The following is a 15,845-nucleotide window of genomic DNA, read 5'->3' as shown; positions in this document are numbered from 1 at the left end:
GGATATGATGAAAGTCTTATACAACCAAACGAAATAAATCCTATTGACCAACCATTTTTACCACTAGACACTTCTTTAAATACTCATAAAGCAAAGAATATACTTAAGACAAAGTTTCGTAATGTTTAATGTTCTTGTTTCCGAGATTTTCACCTTTATGACTGGTAACCAATGAGTTTGTTCGTTGACACCAATTACATATGAGCACAAGTTGGGTTTTATGATATTCAATTAGGAGAGATGTAAATGGGGATTGAAAAAGAGTATCTGAGAATTGTAATTGAAAGGTTTAATAGTGTAAAAGGTCTTGGAGATCAAACAATAAATCAATTATCAGAGGATGAAATACATTGGACTTATAATAATGAGTCCAACAGTGTTGCAACAATAGTAAAGCATTTAAGTGGGAATATGGTTTCTAGATGGACTGACTTTTTAACTTCTGATGGTGAAAAGGAATATAGAAATCGTGATGAAGAATTTATAAATGACATAACTGCGAAATCAGAGTTAGTTATTGAATGGGAAAAGGGATGGAAAGTTTTAATCGATACACTAACTGATTTAAATGAACAAGATCTATTAAAAAGTATCTACATTCGTGGTGAAGAGCATTTAGTGTTAGAGGCTATCGAAAGGCAAATGGCACATTACGCATATCATGTCGGGCAAATTGTATATATTGGCAAACAATTAAAAGGGGATAACTGGAAGAGTCTTAGTATCCCGAAAGGCAAATCTGAAGAATATTTAAAGGAAATGCTTGATAAACATAAAGATAAATAGCTAAAGGTAGTTTAACTAAATAGTCAGAAGTTTAGTAAGGAGATTTTTAGGCAGGCAAGTGGAGTGATCACTAAATGTGAAGGGAAAGAGGAAATGGTATATTTACAAAAGGTACAGGAAAAGGAAGAAAATGTACTGCGTAATATTATACAATTTTACATATATGAATTTAGCAGATACATTCCAGAAATTAGATTGGAACATGATGGGGCATACAAGCCATTTAGCTTGGAAAAGTATTGGGATCGTGATAACTTCCATGCGTATTTCATTAAGGTAGATGATGAGTTGATTGGATTTGCACTTGTGGAAAGTGCAACAGCATCAAACCCAAACACAATTAAAGAGTTTTTTATTATGGTAAAACATAGGAGTAATGGCTACGGCAAGAAAATTGCTAAAGAATTATTTACAATGTTTCCTGGTGATTGGAAGATTACTCAAATAAAAAATAATGAGTCTGCTCATGCTTTTTGGCAGGGGCTGATTAAAGAAATTACTAATGATAGATTCACAGAACGTTTTGAAGATGGGAAGTACATTCAAGAGTTTAATACAGCAACAATAATAGGATAAGAAACCTACAATAAGGGTAGTAGAACTTTAACAGGGACGATCAACAAAGTTGGTCGTTTTTTTATATGCAGAAGCGCCGAAGAAACATATATTTTTAGTATTTGATCTTTGTTGTTTAGTATACCTTTAAAGTGTATACGTAACTCTTCCTTTGAATATGAACTTTTTCAAGAGATGGAGTTTTGTAATCCTTAAGATATAACTCAGCTCTTATTGAACTGGATTATTTTTGCAAATAAAAAGCTCTAACAAATTTACTTTCAAGAAAAGTCAGACAAATTCTGTTGACATTTGGATTTACAAATTGTATGATATTTACAAACAACCAATTTGGATTTACAAATTGATTTATAAATCCAAATCAACCAACGAAAGGTGATAATTATGGACCAGAGAAATAGGAACAATCGTGATGTTATGGAAGTTAATTGGGAACAACAAAAAGTGTTATCTAATCCTTTGCGCTCAAGAGTGGTAGCTTTGCTTTACGAACAATCTATGACACCTAAACAAGTCGCTGATTTAGTGGGGAAAAACCCCGGGACTGTTTATTATCATATCCAACAGCTCTTAAAGCACGATATTTTAGAAGTTGAAAATGTTAATACGGAAAAAGGAATTGTTGAAAAATATTACAGAGCTAAGGCGAACAAGTTTAAAAATCCTGAGGAAGTATCGCCACCAGGGCACGTTGATGGTGGAACGGCAAATATTTATTTGTCAAAAAATCTATTGGCTCAGTTAAGTAAAGAGTTAGAGGACCTTTTCTATAAATATGGCCATTTATCTTATAAAGAAAAAGATAATGAGGAACAATTGCCATACTCTATAGAATTTCTTATAAAAGAATCTAATGAGGAGGAGTAATTGTGGAAAAAACAAGGCCATTTATGTTTGAAAGAAACTTCTTAATATTAATGTCAGGTGTTTTTATCAATGGATTAGGTAGTGGTATTTACTTAGTTGCGGGGATGTTGCTCGTTTTAAACCTGAGTGGAAGTGTTCTCTATTCTGGGTTTGCACTATTTGCAATATCCTTAGCGAGTACGCTGTCGTTTTTAATCGCTCCATTAGCAAACTATGCTAAATATAAAAATGGTTTGGTTTATAGCAATCTTATAAAAGCGATCATTTTATTCACAATACCGTTATTAAACTACACGATTGGATTAAATATTTGGTATGTCATTATTTTGCTATTTATTACCGCTTTATTTACACAGTATACGTATCCTATTGAATCAACCATACTACCAATAATTGTTGGTAAGGATAATGTGGTTGAAGCGAACTCCTATTTACAAACAATACGCGAATCTATGGACATTGCTTTTATTGCTGGAGCAGGTATTATCATTACACTTATTGGTACGATTCCGGCTATATCAATTACTGCTGTTTGTCTGGTATTAGTAACCATTTTGTATGCATTTTTCAATTTCCAACAACCAGATATTTCTAGGGGGAAATCTCAGTCTATTGGATCTGCCGTTAATTTTTATTTCGTAGATCTTAAAGAAGGTTTAAATTATATTAGAAATTCGTTAGTTCCAAAAATGCTTTTCTCTTTAGTTTTTATTAATATTTCTATGGTAATCATGACAACAAATTTACCTGCATTTTCCCTTTTAAAGGGTAATGGTATAGAAGCTGTGTATGGCTTTTACTTAGCTTCCATGTCACTAGGAATATTGATAGGTACTATTGTCTCTCCCAAACTTAAACATTTTAACTTTGGAAAACTAATTATCATAACATTTTTTGGTACAGGTATCATGTGGATAGGTACTTCAATTTTACCATTAGTTGCATCTATGATTTTATTCTGTACAGGTGCAATATCTATTGGGATTATAAACATTCTTGTCTTTTCATCTATACAGAAACAGGTAGAGACAGCGTATATAGGAAGAGTAATTACTTTGATAACTAGTGCAGCAGCTTTAGGAATGCCCTTAGGCTCTCTAATTGGTGGTGTTTTAGGCGAAACCTTTGCACCAGAAATTCCTGTTATGATCTGTGGTATTTCAATGATTATCTTCAGCACTTATTGGTTTAGTAGTTCTGTTTTACGTAAGCTACCTGATATTGATAGCGTGAAACTGTTTAGTAATCGTAAGGCGATTTAGTTGGATTTATGTTGTTCTTTCAATAACGTTTGAATAAGATTAACTGGAAGATCACTATTTTGGTGGTCTTTTATTTTTTATATTATTCATTGGAATATTATGTTAAAGTTAACTTGGTATATATTTAATGAAACGCAAACATGTAATCTATGCCAATCAACTAAATGATAGTTACACGATAAGGTATAAGAGTTCAATGTACTTTTTAAGGGGGAGAATTCATGTCTACTTTTAATGATGATGTATATTGGAAATTATCTAATAAAAGAAAGTTTATAAGGAATGCTTTAACAACTCCTTTGCTTGGCCCAGTGATCATGTTTTTCCTCATAGTTGAGCCATTCCCCCAACCATTTAATATTGTAATATCCATTTTAATAATTGTTTTAGGGTCTTACTTTCTATTTAGCACCTATAGGAAATGGGTTAAAGATGAAGAAGAGTAATTCCATTATGTATAGGGGGATAGGTTAGGAAGAATAAGGATTTAGTAGATCTATTAAATAGAGATGAAAGAAGGAAATATAAATGACTTTAAGGTTTAAACTATTAAACGGTGAACTAAAAGAATTAATAGAATTATATACTCAGAATACATGGAACTTTCACTCTGACCCATCCCCGACCGTAGAAGATATTACAGAACGCTTTAAATCGGGTTGGTTTTCCGATGATCGAGAAACATATTGGGTTGAGAAACATGGAGAGAAGGTAGGTTTAGTCATTATTGGTGATTACTCCGATACGATTCCGTTATTGTATGATGTAAGGTTAGCCAACAAAGCACGAGGAAAAGGGTATGGTGAACAATGTGTCAGTTGGATCCTTAATCATATTTTCTCAAGTTCTAAGAGTAAAATTCGAATTGAATCCTATACAAGGTGTGATAACTATGCCATGCGGAAAGTGCTTTACAACTGTAACTTTCAAAAGGAAGGCTACTTAAGGAGGTCATGGGAAAATGATAATCGTACGATAGATGATACAGTGGTTTATGGCATTATAAGAGAAGATTGGGAGAATGGCGAGAGGACACCTATTAATCTAAACAATCAGCCCTTTTAAAGGGGTACAGCTTTTATAGTAATAAAATACATTGGCTTATAAAGTGAAAAAGGGGATCTTTCATGTGGACTAAAAGATTAATTGAAACGAACAGAGGCGCTTTTGAGATATTTGAAAAGGGAGAGGGAGAGCCGCTTGCTGTCACTCACCATTATAGTGCATTTAATGAAAAAGGTAATACATTTGCCAATCCATTTACTGAATATTACCGGGTGTACTTAATTAATTTAAAAGGTGCTGGTAACTCAGTTAAGGCTGAACATGATGATGAATATTGTATGGATGAATCGATTTATGATTTAGATGCAATTAGAGAAGCTCTTGGGTATGACAAATGGGCTTTTGCAGGTCATTCGGCAGGTGGGATGCTTGCTTTGAAGTATGCCATTTTAAGACCAGAGTCTTTAATTAAAATTGTTGCGGGTGGAGCAGCTGCAAGTTATGAATACGGATCAGATCCAAACAGTATTTATTGCAAGTATAACCCTAATTTTACCCGAATCGTCGAAATCATGGATCAATTAAATGATCCAACAACGCCTGTGGAAATTCGAAGAAAACTAGGCTATGAGTGGGCGCTAATGTCTTATTACTCAGAGGATAAGCTGAAAGAGTCGCTAAAAAAGCCTAATAGTGGTAAGGCTGTTGGCGAGCGACTCGATTATTTTAGGAAGGTAGAATATCCTCAATATGACATAAGAAAAGAGCTAAAAAACGTTACAACACCTAGCTTTATTTATTCTGGAAAATACGATGCGCAATGCCCAATGAAATTCGGAGTCGAGATTGCAGAGTTAATTCCTAATGCTTCATTGACGATTTTTGATCGAAGTAATCACAATCCTTTTTCAGAAGAGGAAAGTGAGTTTTTAAATTTTGTAAGGCGTACACTATAAAACGGATCGAGAGAGTGGTTGGTTAATATGAAAAAATGGGAAACCTTGAAATCAGAGTATGTGTACAAGACACCTTTTGGAAATTTAAGAAAAGATAAATGCCTTTTGCCGAATAACAATGTAATAGACAGCTATTATGTGAATGAATATTCAGATTGGGTCAATGCAGTTGTTTTAACTAAAGAGCGTGATATTGTACTTGTTGAGCAGTATCGATATGCTGGTGATGACTTTTTCTTAGAGATTCCTGCGGGGAAAAAGGAACAAGGGGAAACGAATGAACAAGGAATCTTAAGAGAAATAGAGGAGGAGACGGGTTTTACGACAGAAACACTTCCTATCAAATTAGGCGAGTTTATGGTTAACCCTGCAACTCAAACGAATAAAGTCATCACTTACCTTATAACTGATGCTGTTAAAACATTTGATCAGAATTTAGATGAAAATGAAGATATAACCGTGCACGTATTTGATTTTGATGAAATGGAAGATTTAATTAGAAGTCAGCGTATTAAAACGCAACTTTTTACTGCTAACGCTTATTTTATGGCAAAGAATTATTTGGAGAACGAAAACTATGAATTTAAGTAAACCGATAGCGAATGGTTATACAGCTAATATATATTTAAAAAGAAATTAATTGCTTTTGTGAATTTTTGTACTTAAGCCAACTGATGCATTTTTGAAAGAAATGAAAGCATATTAAAGGAGGCAGTTTGTTTGATTCATCTAATATTTGGTGCTGCTGCAACAGCCAGTTTAAAACATGCTCTACGTAGGAAAAATCATCAAGTTATTGGATTTCCTATTGATTTTTCTATTGGACCAATTACAAACATTCATAAAGAAAATGGAATTCATGATTATTTTTCTTGGTTGAACTCTTCATTCCGCACGATGCGGAGATACTTGAAAGCTGACCAAATTACTTTTCACCATTCGTTACAAAAGTTGTTAGAAATAGAGGATGGTGAGCAAATAACGATTTGGACTTGTGAAAATACACCAGAGCAAATTGGACTTAGAATCAGCTGCTACTTGTTAATAGGTAAGGAAGTTGATTTAAGTTATGTAAATACATTTCATGCCATCAATGATTACACTAAGCACATGGATGTCAAAATTGATATTCGTCAAACTGCGGATTGTAATGCTGAGCAACTCGCTCATTTTTATGAGCATTCGACTTATCCAATTCCAGAAAAGATGAAAAATGATTATGTACGAGATGGAGAAAGGTTGCTAAATAGTAAAAGTATTGTTCGTACTTGGCAGAATGGAGAAATAGTTGAGGACGTAGAAACAAGAGACGATGCGTTTATATTGGATTGTGCCGATAGGATACATAATGAAAGGGGAAATCAAGAATTTATAAATGCAACAAGAGTTATTGGTGAAGTACTAGGTCATTCAGAGCAATTATTGTCTGATACTTGGATCGAATATCGAGTACGGTCTCTCATTCATTCTAATCAATTAGCATATGAAGGAAATCTTCGAGCAATGCGTAAATATAAAATAAAAGTTTTGCATTAATTTACTTTAAGATCTGAAAAGACCTTTGTGTAAGGATAGTCACTTGTTGTGCTAACGGGTACGTTAATTGTAGAAGACAATAAAACCAAACGGAACTTCTAGTTTTATGGGAGTTTCGTTTCTTTCTCTAAATATCAACATTGAACTTTAACAGAGCCAAAGAAATGAGTGTTAGTTATATTTTGCTACCCTAATTTTTCCATTGCAATGTATAGTGAGAGTTAAAGAGAGGATTAGATTTCTTTTTGGAATTACCGAAATAAAAAAAAGCATCGAATTGCCATATAATTCGATGCTTTTTTCCTAATGATGTTTATGTCCCATAGCTTCTTCTTTAGTTCTATGAACAGTGCCACGTGGGTGTTCTGGTGGTGCGTAAATAGAGTAAAGCTTAAGAGGTCTACGCCCAGTGTTAATTAAATTATGCCATTTTCCAGCAGGGATGAAGATCGCATCATTGTCTGATACTTGACGTTGGAAGTCTAGACGATCGCGATGGTCTCCCATTTGGACTAAGCCATGACCTCCTTCAACACGGATGAACTGATCGTGATCATGGTGGATCTCTAAGCCGATATCATCTCCAGGTTCAATACTCATAAGTGTTAACTGCAAATATTCACCCGTCCATAGTGAGGTGCGGTAGTTGTCGTTCATCATAGTTGCTCTTTCAATGTTGACAACATATGGATTGGGGCCTTTGTCTTGCGAATGATGGTGGCCAGGGTGGTGCTGGTGCCATGTCGGGCCATAAGTATCCCATCCGTTGTTTTGGTCCCAGTTATTATTGTTATTATAGTAGTTATTGTTATGGTTCCAGTTATTATTATTGTTATCGTAGTAGCCATTATTGTTCCAGTTATTGTTATTCCAGTCATTGTTCCAGTGAACATTAATCCAATGTTGGTCCCATTCATGATGTTGGTCCCACTCTTGTTGTTGATCCCATCCTTTTTTTACGTGATTCCAACGTTGATGCATGTCGTAAGGGTTGTAATACATAATTAATCTCCTTTCCAATTATCACTCCTTTTTAACGTATGCAGTTGTCTTAGGCTTAGGGATTGTTTGTTGGAAGAATAGGCCGTTGCCTTTCATGAAAAAGTGCTGTAAAGTTTAAACAAAAAAGGGGGGGGACTTTTGAAACGGAAAAATTAATGGTTAACCGTAAGCTTGGTAGTGTTTGGGGGCATCTTTTGGTTATCACGATCAAATGTTGAGGGAAGATATACATAGTACAGCAGAGATCGGATCTTGGACAAGTGATGATGGCCATGTCATATCAGCTCCAGCATCCGATCGTGAAGAAGGGTTAGAGGTGTTGAACCGCCTAATGAGCCCAATTTTAGATGGTTTTGAATATAACTAATAGAAAAGGAAGTGCATGATGTCAGGACAACAAAGAAGTAATATAGAAGTAGGAATGGAAGTTGAAGTCGTTCAAAAACAAGATCAACGAACAGGTAAACTAACGCGAGGAGTCGTAAAAGATATTTTAACGAAATCTGCCAACCATCCTCACGGCATTAAAGTCCGTTTAGAAAGTGGCGAAGTGGGAAGAGTGAAGCGAACCGTCTAGTATGTAAGCTTTTTGTAACTTGCCCAAGCTGGTTAAATAATTTATAATTAATTTAAATTGAATGATTATTCATTCAATTTTTACTTGTAAAGGCTTACATATAAAGGGAGGTTGACAGATGAATTTAAGTGATCAGTTGTCTTTAACGGCAAAGCAACATTTAACGAAGCCGGCTTATGTGTTTAATGGGGAAGGGACGGATTACAAGACGTTAGAAGGATCCGTGACGAAGTTCGCATCTAGCCTTGAATCATTAGGCTATGAAAAAGGTGATCATATTGCCTTGGTGGTTGGTAATACGCCACATTTTGTCATTGGTCTATACGGTGCGATGCGTTTAGGTTTAACAGTTATTCCAATTAACCCAATTTATACGGCAGATGAAATTGCTTATATCATTAATAACGGTGATGTAAAAGGAGTTATTACGTTAGATGTTTTAATGGAGAAGTTCGAACAAATGACGTCATTAATTCCGAATGTCGAGCATTATATTGTTGGTGAAACAGACCCACAATTACAAGGTCGCACATCGCCATTAGAAGAGAAGACATACTCATTTACTAAGCTTGTCCAATCCGGGAGCTTAGAGTTTGACCGTCCAACTTTAAACGATGATGATACCGCTGTCATTTTGTACACGTCAGGCACAACAGGCAAGCCAAAAGGTGCGATGTTAACGCATCAAAACTTATATTCTAATGCACGTGATACAGCAGAATACTTACAGATCGGTGAAAACGATCGTGTTATTGCGGCTTTACCGATGTTCCACGTGTTCTGTTTAACCGTTGCGTTAAATGCGCCACTTGTGAATGGCTCAACGATCTTAATCGTGCCGAAGTTCTCACCAGATGCGGTATTTAATATTGCACGTGAGCACCAAGCGACTGTGTTTGCAGGTGTACCGACAATGTATAACTACTTACTTCAGTATCCAAATGAAGAAGAAAAAGATTTCTCAAACATTCGTCTCTGTATTTCAGGTGGAGCATCAATGCCTGTTGCCTTATTAGAAAAATTCGAGCAGCACTTTGATGTTCAAATTTCTGAGGGTTATGGCCTATCAGAAGCATCACCTGTTACGTGCTTTAATCCACTTGATCGTCCGCGTAAAGCAGGATCAATTGGCACAAGCATTATTAACGTTGAAAATAAAGTTGTTAACGAGCTTGGTGAAGAAGTGCCAAAAGGTGAAGTTGGTGAACTAGCCGTACGCGGACCGAACGTCATGAAAGGTTACTACAAAATGCCTGAAGAAACGCAAGCATCGATTAAAGATGATTGGTTATATACAGGTGATATGGCGAAACAAGATGATGAAGGCTATTTCTACATCGTTGACCGTAAGAAAGATTTAATTTTAGTCGGCGGTTACAACGTGTATCCACGTGAAGTAGAAGAAGTATTATATAGTCATCAGAACATTACTGAAGTCGCTGTTATTGGTGTACCAGATGAGAACTTAGGTGAAGCGGTCGTCGCGTTTGTCGTGTCAAACAATGAAGACTTAACAGAAGAAGATCTTCGTAAGCTTTCACAAGACAAATTAGCAAAATATAAACAACCGAAAGAAATCAACTTCCTAGATGAACTACCGAAAAATACGACTGGAAAAATTTTAAGAAGAAGCTTAAAAGAACAAGTCGCAACACAGTAGTATAGTAAGCGTTTACAAAGGTTCCTTAGCGAAATGGCTAAGGAATCTTTTTTTATTTTTAGGGTTGATTTTACTTTTGGCATTCCCTATAATTGAGAACAATATTCAGAAATTCTTTATTACATAAAAGTATGTAAGCGAAAAAGGGGAGAGGTAAAAATGATAAAACGAATGTTGTTATTAATGGTTGTAGGGTTCATGGTTATTTTAGTTGCGTGTGGTGATGGTGGGGAAGAAGCAGATGTTGATCCTGAAGACAATCAAGCCGACAACGAGTTAACACGCGATGAAGCCGACTTTGTTGTTGGTGTATCACAAATTGTGGAGCACCCATCACTTGATCGAGCAACAGAAGGATTCCAAGAAGCATTAGCGGATGCTGGATTAGAAGTATTTTACGATGTGTCACTTGCGCAAGGCGATAATCAAAACGCACAGCTTATTGCAGAGAAGTTCGTTAGTGATGATGTCGATTTAATTTTCGGTAATTCAACACCAAGCACACAGTCTGCATTAAATGAAACGCAAGATATTCCAATCGTCTTTACGTCAGTAACAGATCCCGTTGGTGCAGGGTTAGTCGATTCGATGGAAGACACAGGTGGTAATGTAACAGGTACAGCAGATATGCATCCCGATGCTGTTCCACAAGCGGTCGAATTAGTAGAAGATTTAGGCTATGAATCAATCGGTCTTGTTTATAACTCAGGTGAACAAAACTCGGTTAGACAAATCGAGTTAGTCAATGAAGTGGCAGATGAAAATGGTTTAGAGACGCATGAATCGACTGTTTCAGCTTCATCAGAAGTGATGCAAGCAGCTGAATCACTAATCGGACAAGCTGATGTGTTTTTAATTATTACAGATAATACGGTCGTTAGTGCATTAGAGTCTGTTTTATCGGTTGGTCAAAATGAAGATATGCCAGTCTTCGTAAGTGAACTTGATTCAGTGGAACGTGGTGGTTTTGCTGGTTACGGTTTTGATTACTTTGATATTGGTTATGAAGCAGGGGAAAAAGCAGCTCAAGTTTTACAAGATGGTGTGAGTCCTGGAGACATTCCAGCATCATATCCTCAAAATCTATTTTTACAAATTAACGAAGATGCCGCTGAAAAGATGGGCGTTGAGCTAACAGATGAGTTAACAGAACGAGCGGAGATTGTCACGACTGAAGAAGAAGGTGAGTAAGGCATGATCACATCAATATACGGCGCAATTGAATCAGGTTTAATCTATGCGATTATGGCACTAGGGGTGTATATTTCCTTTAGATTGCTAGATTTCCCCGACTTAACGGTTGATGGAAGCTTTGTAACAGGTGGTGCAGTCACATCAGTGATGATTGTGAATGGCACCGACCCGTTTACTGCAACGATTGCAGGGGCGATTGCTGGATTTTTCGCAGGGTGTATTACTGGCTTACTGCATACGAAAGGGAATATTAATCCACTTCTAGCGGGTATTCTCATGATGATCGCCTTATATTCGATTAATCTTCGTATTATGGGGCAGCCGAACATTCCGTTATTAAATGAACATACGTTGTTTACGACGCTTAGCGGCTGGTGGGAAGCGTTGAACTTAGAGGCGATCTTCATGGCGCCGTTTCATTGGTTAGGGATTGCCGATTTTGCCCCAAGGTCGTTTTACGCGTTAATGTCACTCTTAGTGCTGATTATCATCGTGAAGAAGTTAATGGACTTCTTCTTACGGACTGAAGCGGGGACGACTTTACGCGCAACAGGTGATAATCAGAAGATGGTTCGTAGCTTCTCAGCGAATACGAGTTTGTACATTATCGTTGGGATGGGTGTTTCGAACATGTTAGTCGCTTTTAGTGGTGCGATGGTTGTCCAGCATAGTGGGTTTGCGGATATTAACTTAGGTGTTGGGATGATCATTATTGGCTTAGCTTCAGTGATTATCGGTGAAGTGCTATTTGGTAAAGACAAGATTGTCCGCATGACGTTAGCGGTTATTTTAGGAGCGATTGTGTATCGCATTATTTACTCAATGGCGCTTCGAATCGATTTCTTAGAAGCGAGTGACATGAAGCTCATTACAGCATTGATCGTCGTGGTCGCCTTAGTATTCCCACATTGGCTCGGTCAGACGAATGCGAAGAACCAATATAAAAAGTCAAAAGCCAAAGCAGCAAGTGGATAGGAGGAGAAGACGATGCTTAGTTTAAATGAAATTCATAAAACCTTTTACCCGAATACACCAGATGAACGACTGGCACTAGTCGATGTGAATCAAAAGCTTGAAGCAGGTGATTTCGTCACGATTATTGGAAGTAACGGTGCTGGTAAGTCAACTCTTCTAAATACACTAGCTGGCTCGATCATTCCTGATGAAGGCGAAGTTTCGATTGACGGTCGTGATGTCACACGACTTCCTGAACAAAAGCGCGCTGCTTATATTGGCCGTGTCTTCCAAGATCCGATGTCAGGGACAGCACCAGGGATGACAATTGAAGAGAATATGGTGATCTCACTCGGACGGACGAAAAGACGCAGTTTGTTCCGTGGCGTGTCAAAACAACTTCGCGAGCGATTCCGCGAACATTTAGCGACATTAGAGATTGGTTTAGAAGACCGATTGAATACGAAAGTCGGCTTACTATCAGGTGGTGAACGCCAAGCCTTATCACTTTTAATGGCAACATTCACCGAGCCGAAAATTCTACTGTTAGATGAACATACAGCCGCACTCGACCCGTCAAAACAAGAACTGATCTTACGCCTAACACGCGAACTCGTCGAAAAGCACAGTTTAACAACGGTCATGGTCACACACCAAATGGAACAAGCCATCGATTTCGGCAACCGCCTCTGGATGATGGACGAAGGCAAAATCATATTCGAAGCTAATGACGATGAAAAAGACGAACTCACCGTCCCAGACCTCCTCCAAAACTTCGAAAACATTCGTGGTAAGAGAATGGCGAGTGATCGTGCGTTGTTGTCGAAATAAATTAATTAGAACTCTTCCTTATCAGGGAGAGTTCTTTTTACTTAAATGCACTATCTATGAGCTATTTTCGCAATTCTATGAGCTATTTGGAGCTAATATAGCGATTTTATAGTAAAAAATTTTTTCGGTATCACCTTTTTTTGTTTTTGCCTATAATTATGACAACTTTGTACAGTTTTTTGATACTTTTTTACACAAAAACGTGTATTTTTTCATAAAAACCTCATTTTACTTTTTTATAGATATTTTTTAATATAATTTTGAAAATTATATCAAAGGGAGAGATTTTTATGGAGATTAAAGAAAATGGACGTATTTCTGCAAAAACGATGGCGGTATTGCCACATAAATTTTCGGATGGTGTATATGGTTCGTATGTTGTGGATACGGACGATGAATTTTACAGCTATTTAACACCGAAACAATTAATGGATGATATCTGTAATTATTATGCTTGTAGTTTAAAAGGTCGCCTTGATGGTACTCGAAAAGCTTTTGGTGTATCACGTAAAGCACCGATTGTCGTGGAAGCTTCATCTGGCATGTTCTTTATGCCAACGACTTCGCCACATTCTAATGAGTGTGCGTGGATCGCTCATAGTTACGTTTTAAAACTTGAGCGTCTGGCTCCGAAAATGACGCGAATTTATTTTCATGGTGGTAAAACTTTAACGGTCAATTATTCACAAACATCGTTAACGAATCAATTAAACCGTACAGCGCAGTACCGCCATTTAGTGATGGAGCGTATCTCGAATTATCAACTTTAAATAACTTTGACACACTCTAACCTAATTGCTAAAATACATCTAATTCTCTGAAAATCGTTAAGAAGTAGGTGTATATAGATGTATGATGTGGCGATTATTGGCGCAGGGTCGATGGGGATGGCTGCAGGTTTCTATTTAGCAAAGGAAAATGAGCGGGTCGTGTTAATTGATGCGTTTGATCCGCCTCATAGCGAAGGGTCTCATCATGGGGAGACGCGGTTAATTCGCCATGCTTATGGTGAGGGGAAAAGCTATGTCCCGATGGCGCTTCGGGCGCAGGAGTTGTGGCATGAGCTTGACCGACAAGTTGATGAGAAGTTGTTTGATCCAACGGGTGTGTTAAATATCGGGGACAAGCAGTCTGATTTCGTTAAAAATGTGATTGAAAGTGCTAAGACGCATGGGCTTAATTTAGAGACGTTAACAGCTGATGAAGTCAATGAGCGTTGGGAAGGTTTTCAGCTTGATAATCACTTAATGGGCTGTTATGAACCTGATTCTGGTGTGTTAATGAGTGAACGTTGTATTCAGGCGTATCGTCATTTAGCTTTTGATGCTGGGGCTCAGTTTAAATTTAATGAACAAATTCAAAAGCTTGAGACCCGAGACGATGAAGTGACGATTACGTTATCCAATGAAACGATCCAAGCTAAAAAGCTCATCATTTCAGCAGGTAAAGGGACGAATCAAGTGTTGGCGCACTTAAATGAGCAACTGCCTTTAAATCCTACGCGTAAAACATTTTCGTGGTTTCAAGCTGATGAGGAATTTTATCATCGTGACCATTTCCCAGGTTGGGCTTATGATGTTGATGGTCAGACGTTTTACGGTTTTCCGAGCATTGAAAATCAAGGGGTAAAACTAGGTCGACATGACAGTGGTCACGCGTTAGAAGACCCGATGACGTTAGCGCCTTTTGGTCATTATGAAGATGATCTAGAAGATGTCACAAGCCAAGTTAAACGCATCTTTAAAGAGCCAATGTCTCATGATGAAGGTAAAGTGTGTACTTATACGAATACACCTGATGGCCATTTTATAATAGATGAGCTTCCTGATTATATGAACATCTATGTCGCGTGTGGTTTTTCAGGGCATGGCTTTAAATTTAGTAGTGTCGTTGGGGAGATTTTGACGCAATTAACATTGCATGGTCGTACACCATTTAATATCGAACCATTTCGTTTAAGTCGGTTTAATTAAGGCAACGGCATTTGTCCGTTGCCTTTTGCTATGCAAAATCCGGTGCTGGCTTCGTCGTTTCGGTCGTGATGTCATACATGAGTTCATTTAAAATGTGCTCGACTTTTTTCCGAATAGCTGGGTTGAAGTAGCGTCGTTCTTCTTCATAACCGCGAGCTAGAAATAGGTACGTTGAGAAAGTGTCGTTTTTCTGAATGAAGACGACGTCCATTTTCTTTTGATCCATCGTTTTGCGAAGGCCGCGTCGTTCGGTTCTTGCTTGGTGAATCATGCGACGTAGTAGTTCTAAGTATGGTTCTTTTATTTTAAAGGATCCGTTTTCGACCGTTTTAATATCTTGTTCTAAGACGACGATCGCCATGGATAAGAATAAAAATCGTGATGCCGTTTGTCCTTCTTCTTCACTTAAGTAAGGCATGATGATCCCTCCGTCATATGTTAATCGAACATCTGTTCTATTATTGTATGATAAAAACGAAAAAATATCAAACACTAATTCGTGAACGATGTGTCATTGTAAAAAAGTAGGCAAAAGGCTTATTTTTTTATAAAATGGAGTAAGAGACACAGGATGGGAGAAAGAGACCATGAATGAAGAATCCAATTTAGAAGAGCTACATGACCTTATATCAGATTCAGTTATAGGTGATTTCATCATTCAATTAT

General features: G+C 37.2%; 19 protein-coding genes. 17 read left to right on the top strand and 2 right to left on the bottom strand.

The features are described 5' to 3' along the window. Positions 1-246 precede the first annotated feature (246 nt). The 9 genes from A194_RS0108110 to A194_RS0108070 all read left to right on the top strand — a co-directional run bounded on the left by A194_RS0108110 (position 247) and on the right by A194_RS0108070 (position 6,988). Positions 247-786, top strand: coding sequence for a DUF1572 domain-containing protein (locus tag A194_RS0108110; RefSeq protein WP_017186353.1), 540 nt, complete (start codon positions 247-249; stop codon positions 784-786). Positions 787-849: 63 nt separating this feature from the next. After that, positions 850-1,362, top strand: coding sequence for a GNAT family N-acetyltransferase (locus A194_RS0108105; protein WP_017186352.1), 513 nt, complete (start codon positions 850-852; stop codon positions 1,360-1,362). A gap of 384 nt (positions 1,363-1,746) precedes the next feature. Beyond that, positions 1,747-2,229, top strand: a complete 483-nt coding sequence (locus A194_RS0108100; RefSeq protein ID WP_017186351.1) for an ArsR/SmtB family transcription factor — start codon at positions 1,747-1,749, stop codon at positions 2,227-2,229. 2 nt (positions 2,230-2,231) lie between these two features. Next, positions 2,232-3,491: an MFS transporter gene (locus A194_RS0108095; protein WP_017186350.1), complete on the top strand. Its 1,260-nt coding sequence runs from the start codon at positions 2,232-2,234 to the stop codon at positions 3,489-3,491. 221 nt (positions 3,492-3,712) lie between these two features. Further along, positions 3,713-3,937: a hypothetical protein gene (locus A194_RS0108090; RefSeq protein ID WP_017186349.1), complete on the top strand. Its 225-nt coding sequence runs from the start codon at positions 3,713-3,715 to the stop codon at positions 3,935-3,937. Between the two features lie 82 nt (positions 3,938-4,019). Continuing rightward, positions 4,020-4,556, top strand: a complete 537-nt coding sequence (locus A194_RS0108085; RefSeq protein WP_017186348.1) for a GNAT family N-acetyltransferase — start codon at positions 4,020-4,022, stop codon at positions 4,554-4,556. 62 nt (positions 4,557-4,618) lie between these two features. After that, positions 4,619-5,452: an alpha/beta fold hydrolase gene (locus A194_RS0108080; protein WP_017186347.1), complete on the top strand. Its 834-nt coding sequence runs from the start codon at positions 4,619-4,621 to the stop codon at positions 5,450-5,452. A 27-nt stretch (positions 5,453-5,479) separates the two neighbouring features. Then, on the top strand, positions 5,480-6,043 hold the full coding sequence (locus tag A194_RS0108075) for an NUDIX hydrolase (protein WP_017186346.1): 564 nt from the start codon (positions 5,480-5,482) through the stop codon (positions 6,041-6,043). Between the two features lie 129 nt (positions 6,044-6,172). After that, positions 6,173-6,988 (top strand): DUF1835 domain-containing protein, encoded by an 816-nt coding sequence (locus tag A194_RS0108070; protein WP_017186345.1) that lies wholly within the window; start codon positions 6,173-6,175, stop codon positions 6,986-6,988. 303 nt (positions 6,989-7,291) lie between these two features. Here A194_RS0108070 and A194_RS0108065 read toward each other — a convergent pair whose 3' ends face one another. After that, entirely contained in the window at positions 7,292-7,990 is a 699-nt protein-coding gene (locus A194_RS0108065; protein ID WP_017186344.1) for a cupin domain-containing protein, read from the bottom strand. A 181-nt stretch (positions 7,991-8,171) separates the two neighbouring features. Here A194_RS0108065 and A194_RS20255 point away from each other — a divergent pair, with 181 nt between their 5' ends. The 8 genes from A194_RS20255 to solA all read left to right on the top strand — a co-directional run bounded on the left by A194_RS20255 (position 8,172) and on the right by solA (position 15,179). Next, complete coding sequence (locus A194_RS20255) at positions 8,172-8,357, top strand: hypothetical protein (protein WP_157783039.1); 186 nt, start codon at positions 8,172-8,174, stop codon at positions 8,355-8,357. A gap of 18 nt (positions 8,358-8,375) precedes the next feature. Continuing rightward, positions 8,376-8,567, top strand: coding sequence for a YwbE family protein (locus A194_RS0108055; protein WP_017186342.1), 192 nt, complete (start codon positions 8,376-8,378; stop codon positions 8,565-8,567). A 118-nt stretch (positions 8,568-8,685) separates the two neighbouring features. After that, the gene (locus tag A194_RS0108050; RefSeq protein ID WP_017186341.1) at positions 8,686-10,227 is read left to right on the top strand and encodes a fatty acid--CoA ligase family protein; all 1,542 of its coding nucleotides are present in this window, start codon (positions 8,686-8,688) and stop codon (positions 10,225-10,227) included. Between the two features lie 159 nt (positions 10,228-10,386). Further along, complete coding sequence (locus A194_RS0108045) at positions 10,387-11,418, top strand: ABC transporter substrate-binding protein (RefSeq protein ID WP_017186340.1); 1,032 nt, start codon at positions 10,387-10,389, stop codon at positions 11,416-11,418. A 3-nt stretch (positions 11,419-11,421) separates the two neighbouring features. Next, positions 11,422-12,396, top strand: coding sequence for an ABC transporter permease (locus A194_RS17860; protein WP_017186339.1), 975 nt, complete (start codon positions 11,422-11,424; stop codon positions 12,394-12,396). A 12-nt stretch (positions 12,397-12,408) separates the two neighbouring features. Continuing rightward, positions 12,409-13,206, top strand: a complete 798-nt coding sequence (locus A194_RS0108035) for an ABC transporter ATP-binding protein (protein ID WP_017186338.1) — start codon at positions 12,409-12,411, stop codon at positions 13,204-13,206. Between the two features lie 290 nt (positions 13,207-13,496). Continuing rightward, positions 13,497-13,976, top strand: coding sequence for a competence protein ComK (locus A194_RS0108030; RefSeq protein WP_017186337.1), 480 nt, complete (start codon positions 13,497-13,499; stop codon positions 13,974-13,976). A 78-nt stretch (positions 13,977-14,054) separates the two neighbouring features. Then, complete coding sequence (gene solA, locus A194_RS0108025; RefSeq protein ID WP_017186336.1) at positions 14,055-15,179, top strand: N-methyl-L-tryptophan oxidase; 1,125 nt, start codon at positions 14,055-14,057, stop codon at positions 15,177-15,179. A gap of 28 nt (positions 15,180-15,207) precedes the next feature. Here the strand turns inward: solA and A194_RS0108020 are convergent, their stop codons facing one another. Further along, entirely contained in the window at positions 15,208-15,597 is a 390-nt protein-coding gene (locus tag A194_RS0108020) for a YhjD family protein (RefSeq protein ID WP_017186335.1), read from the bottom strand. Between the last annotated feature and the right edge of the window lie 248 nt (positions 15,598-15,845).

Source organism: Alkalibacillus haloalkaliphilus C5 (assembly GCF_000269905.1).
Taxonomy (GTDB): domain Bacteria; phylum Bacillota; class Bacilli; order Bacillales; family Alkalibacillaceae; genus Alkalibacillus; species Alkalibacillus haloalkaliphilus_A.
This window is presented reverse-complemented; position numbering and strand designations above follow the sequence as displayed.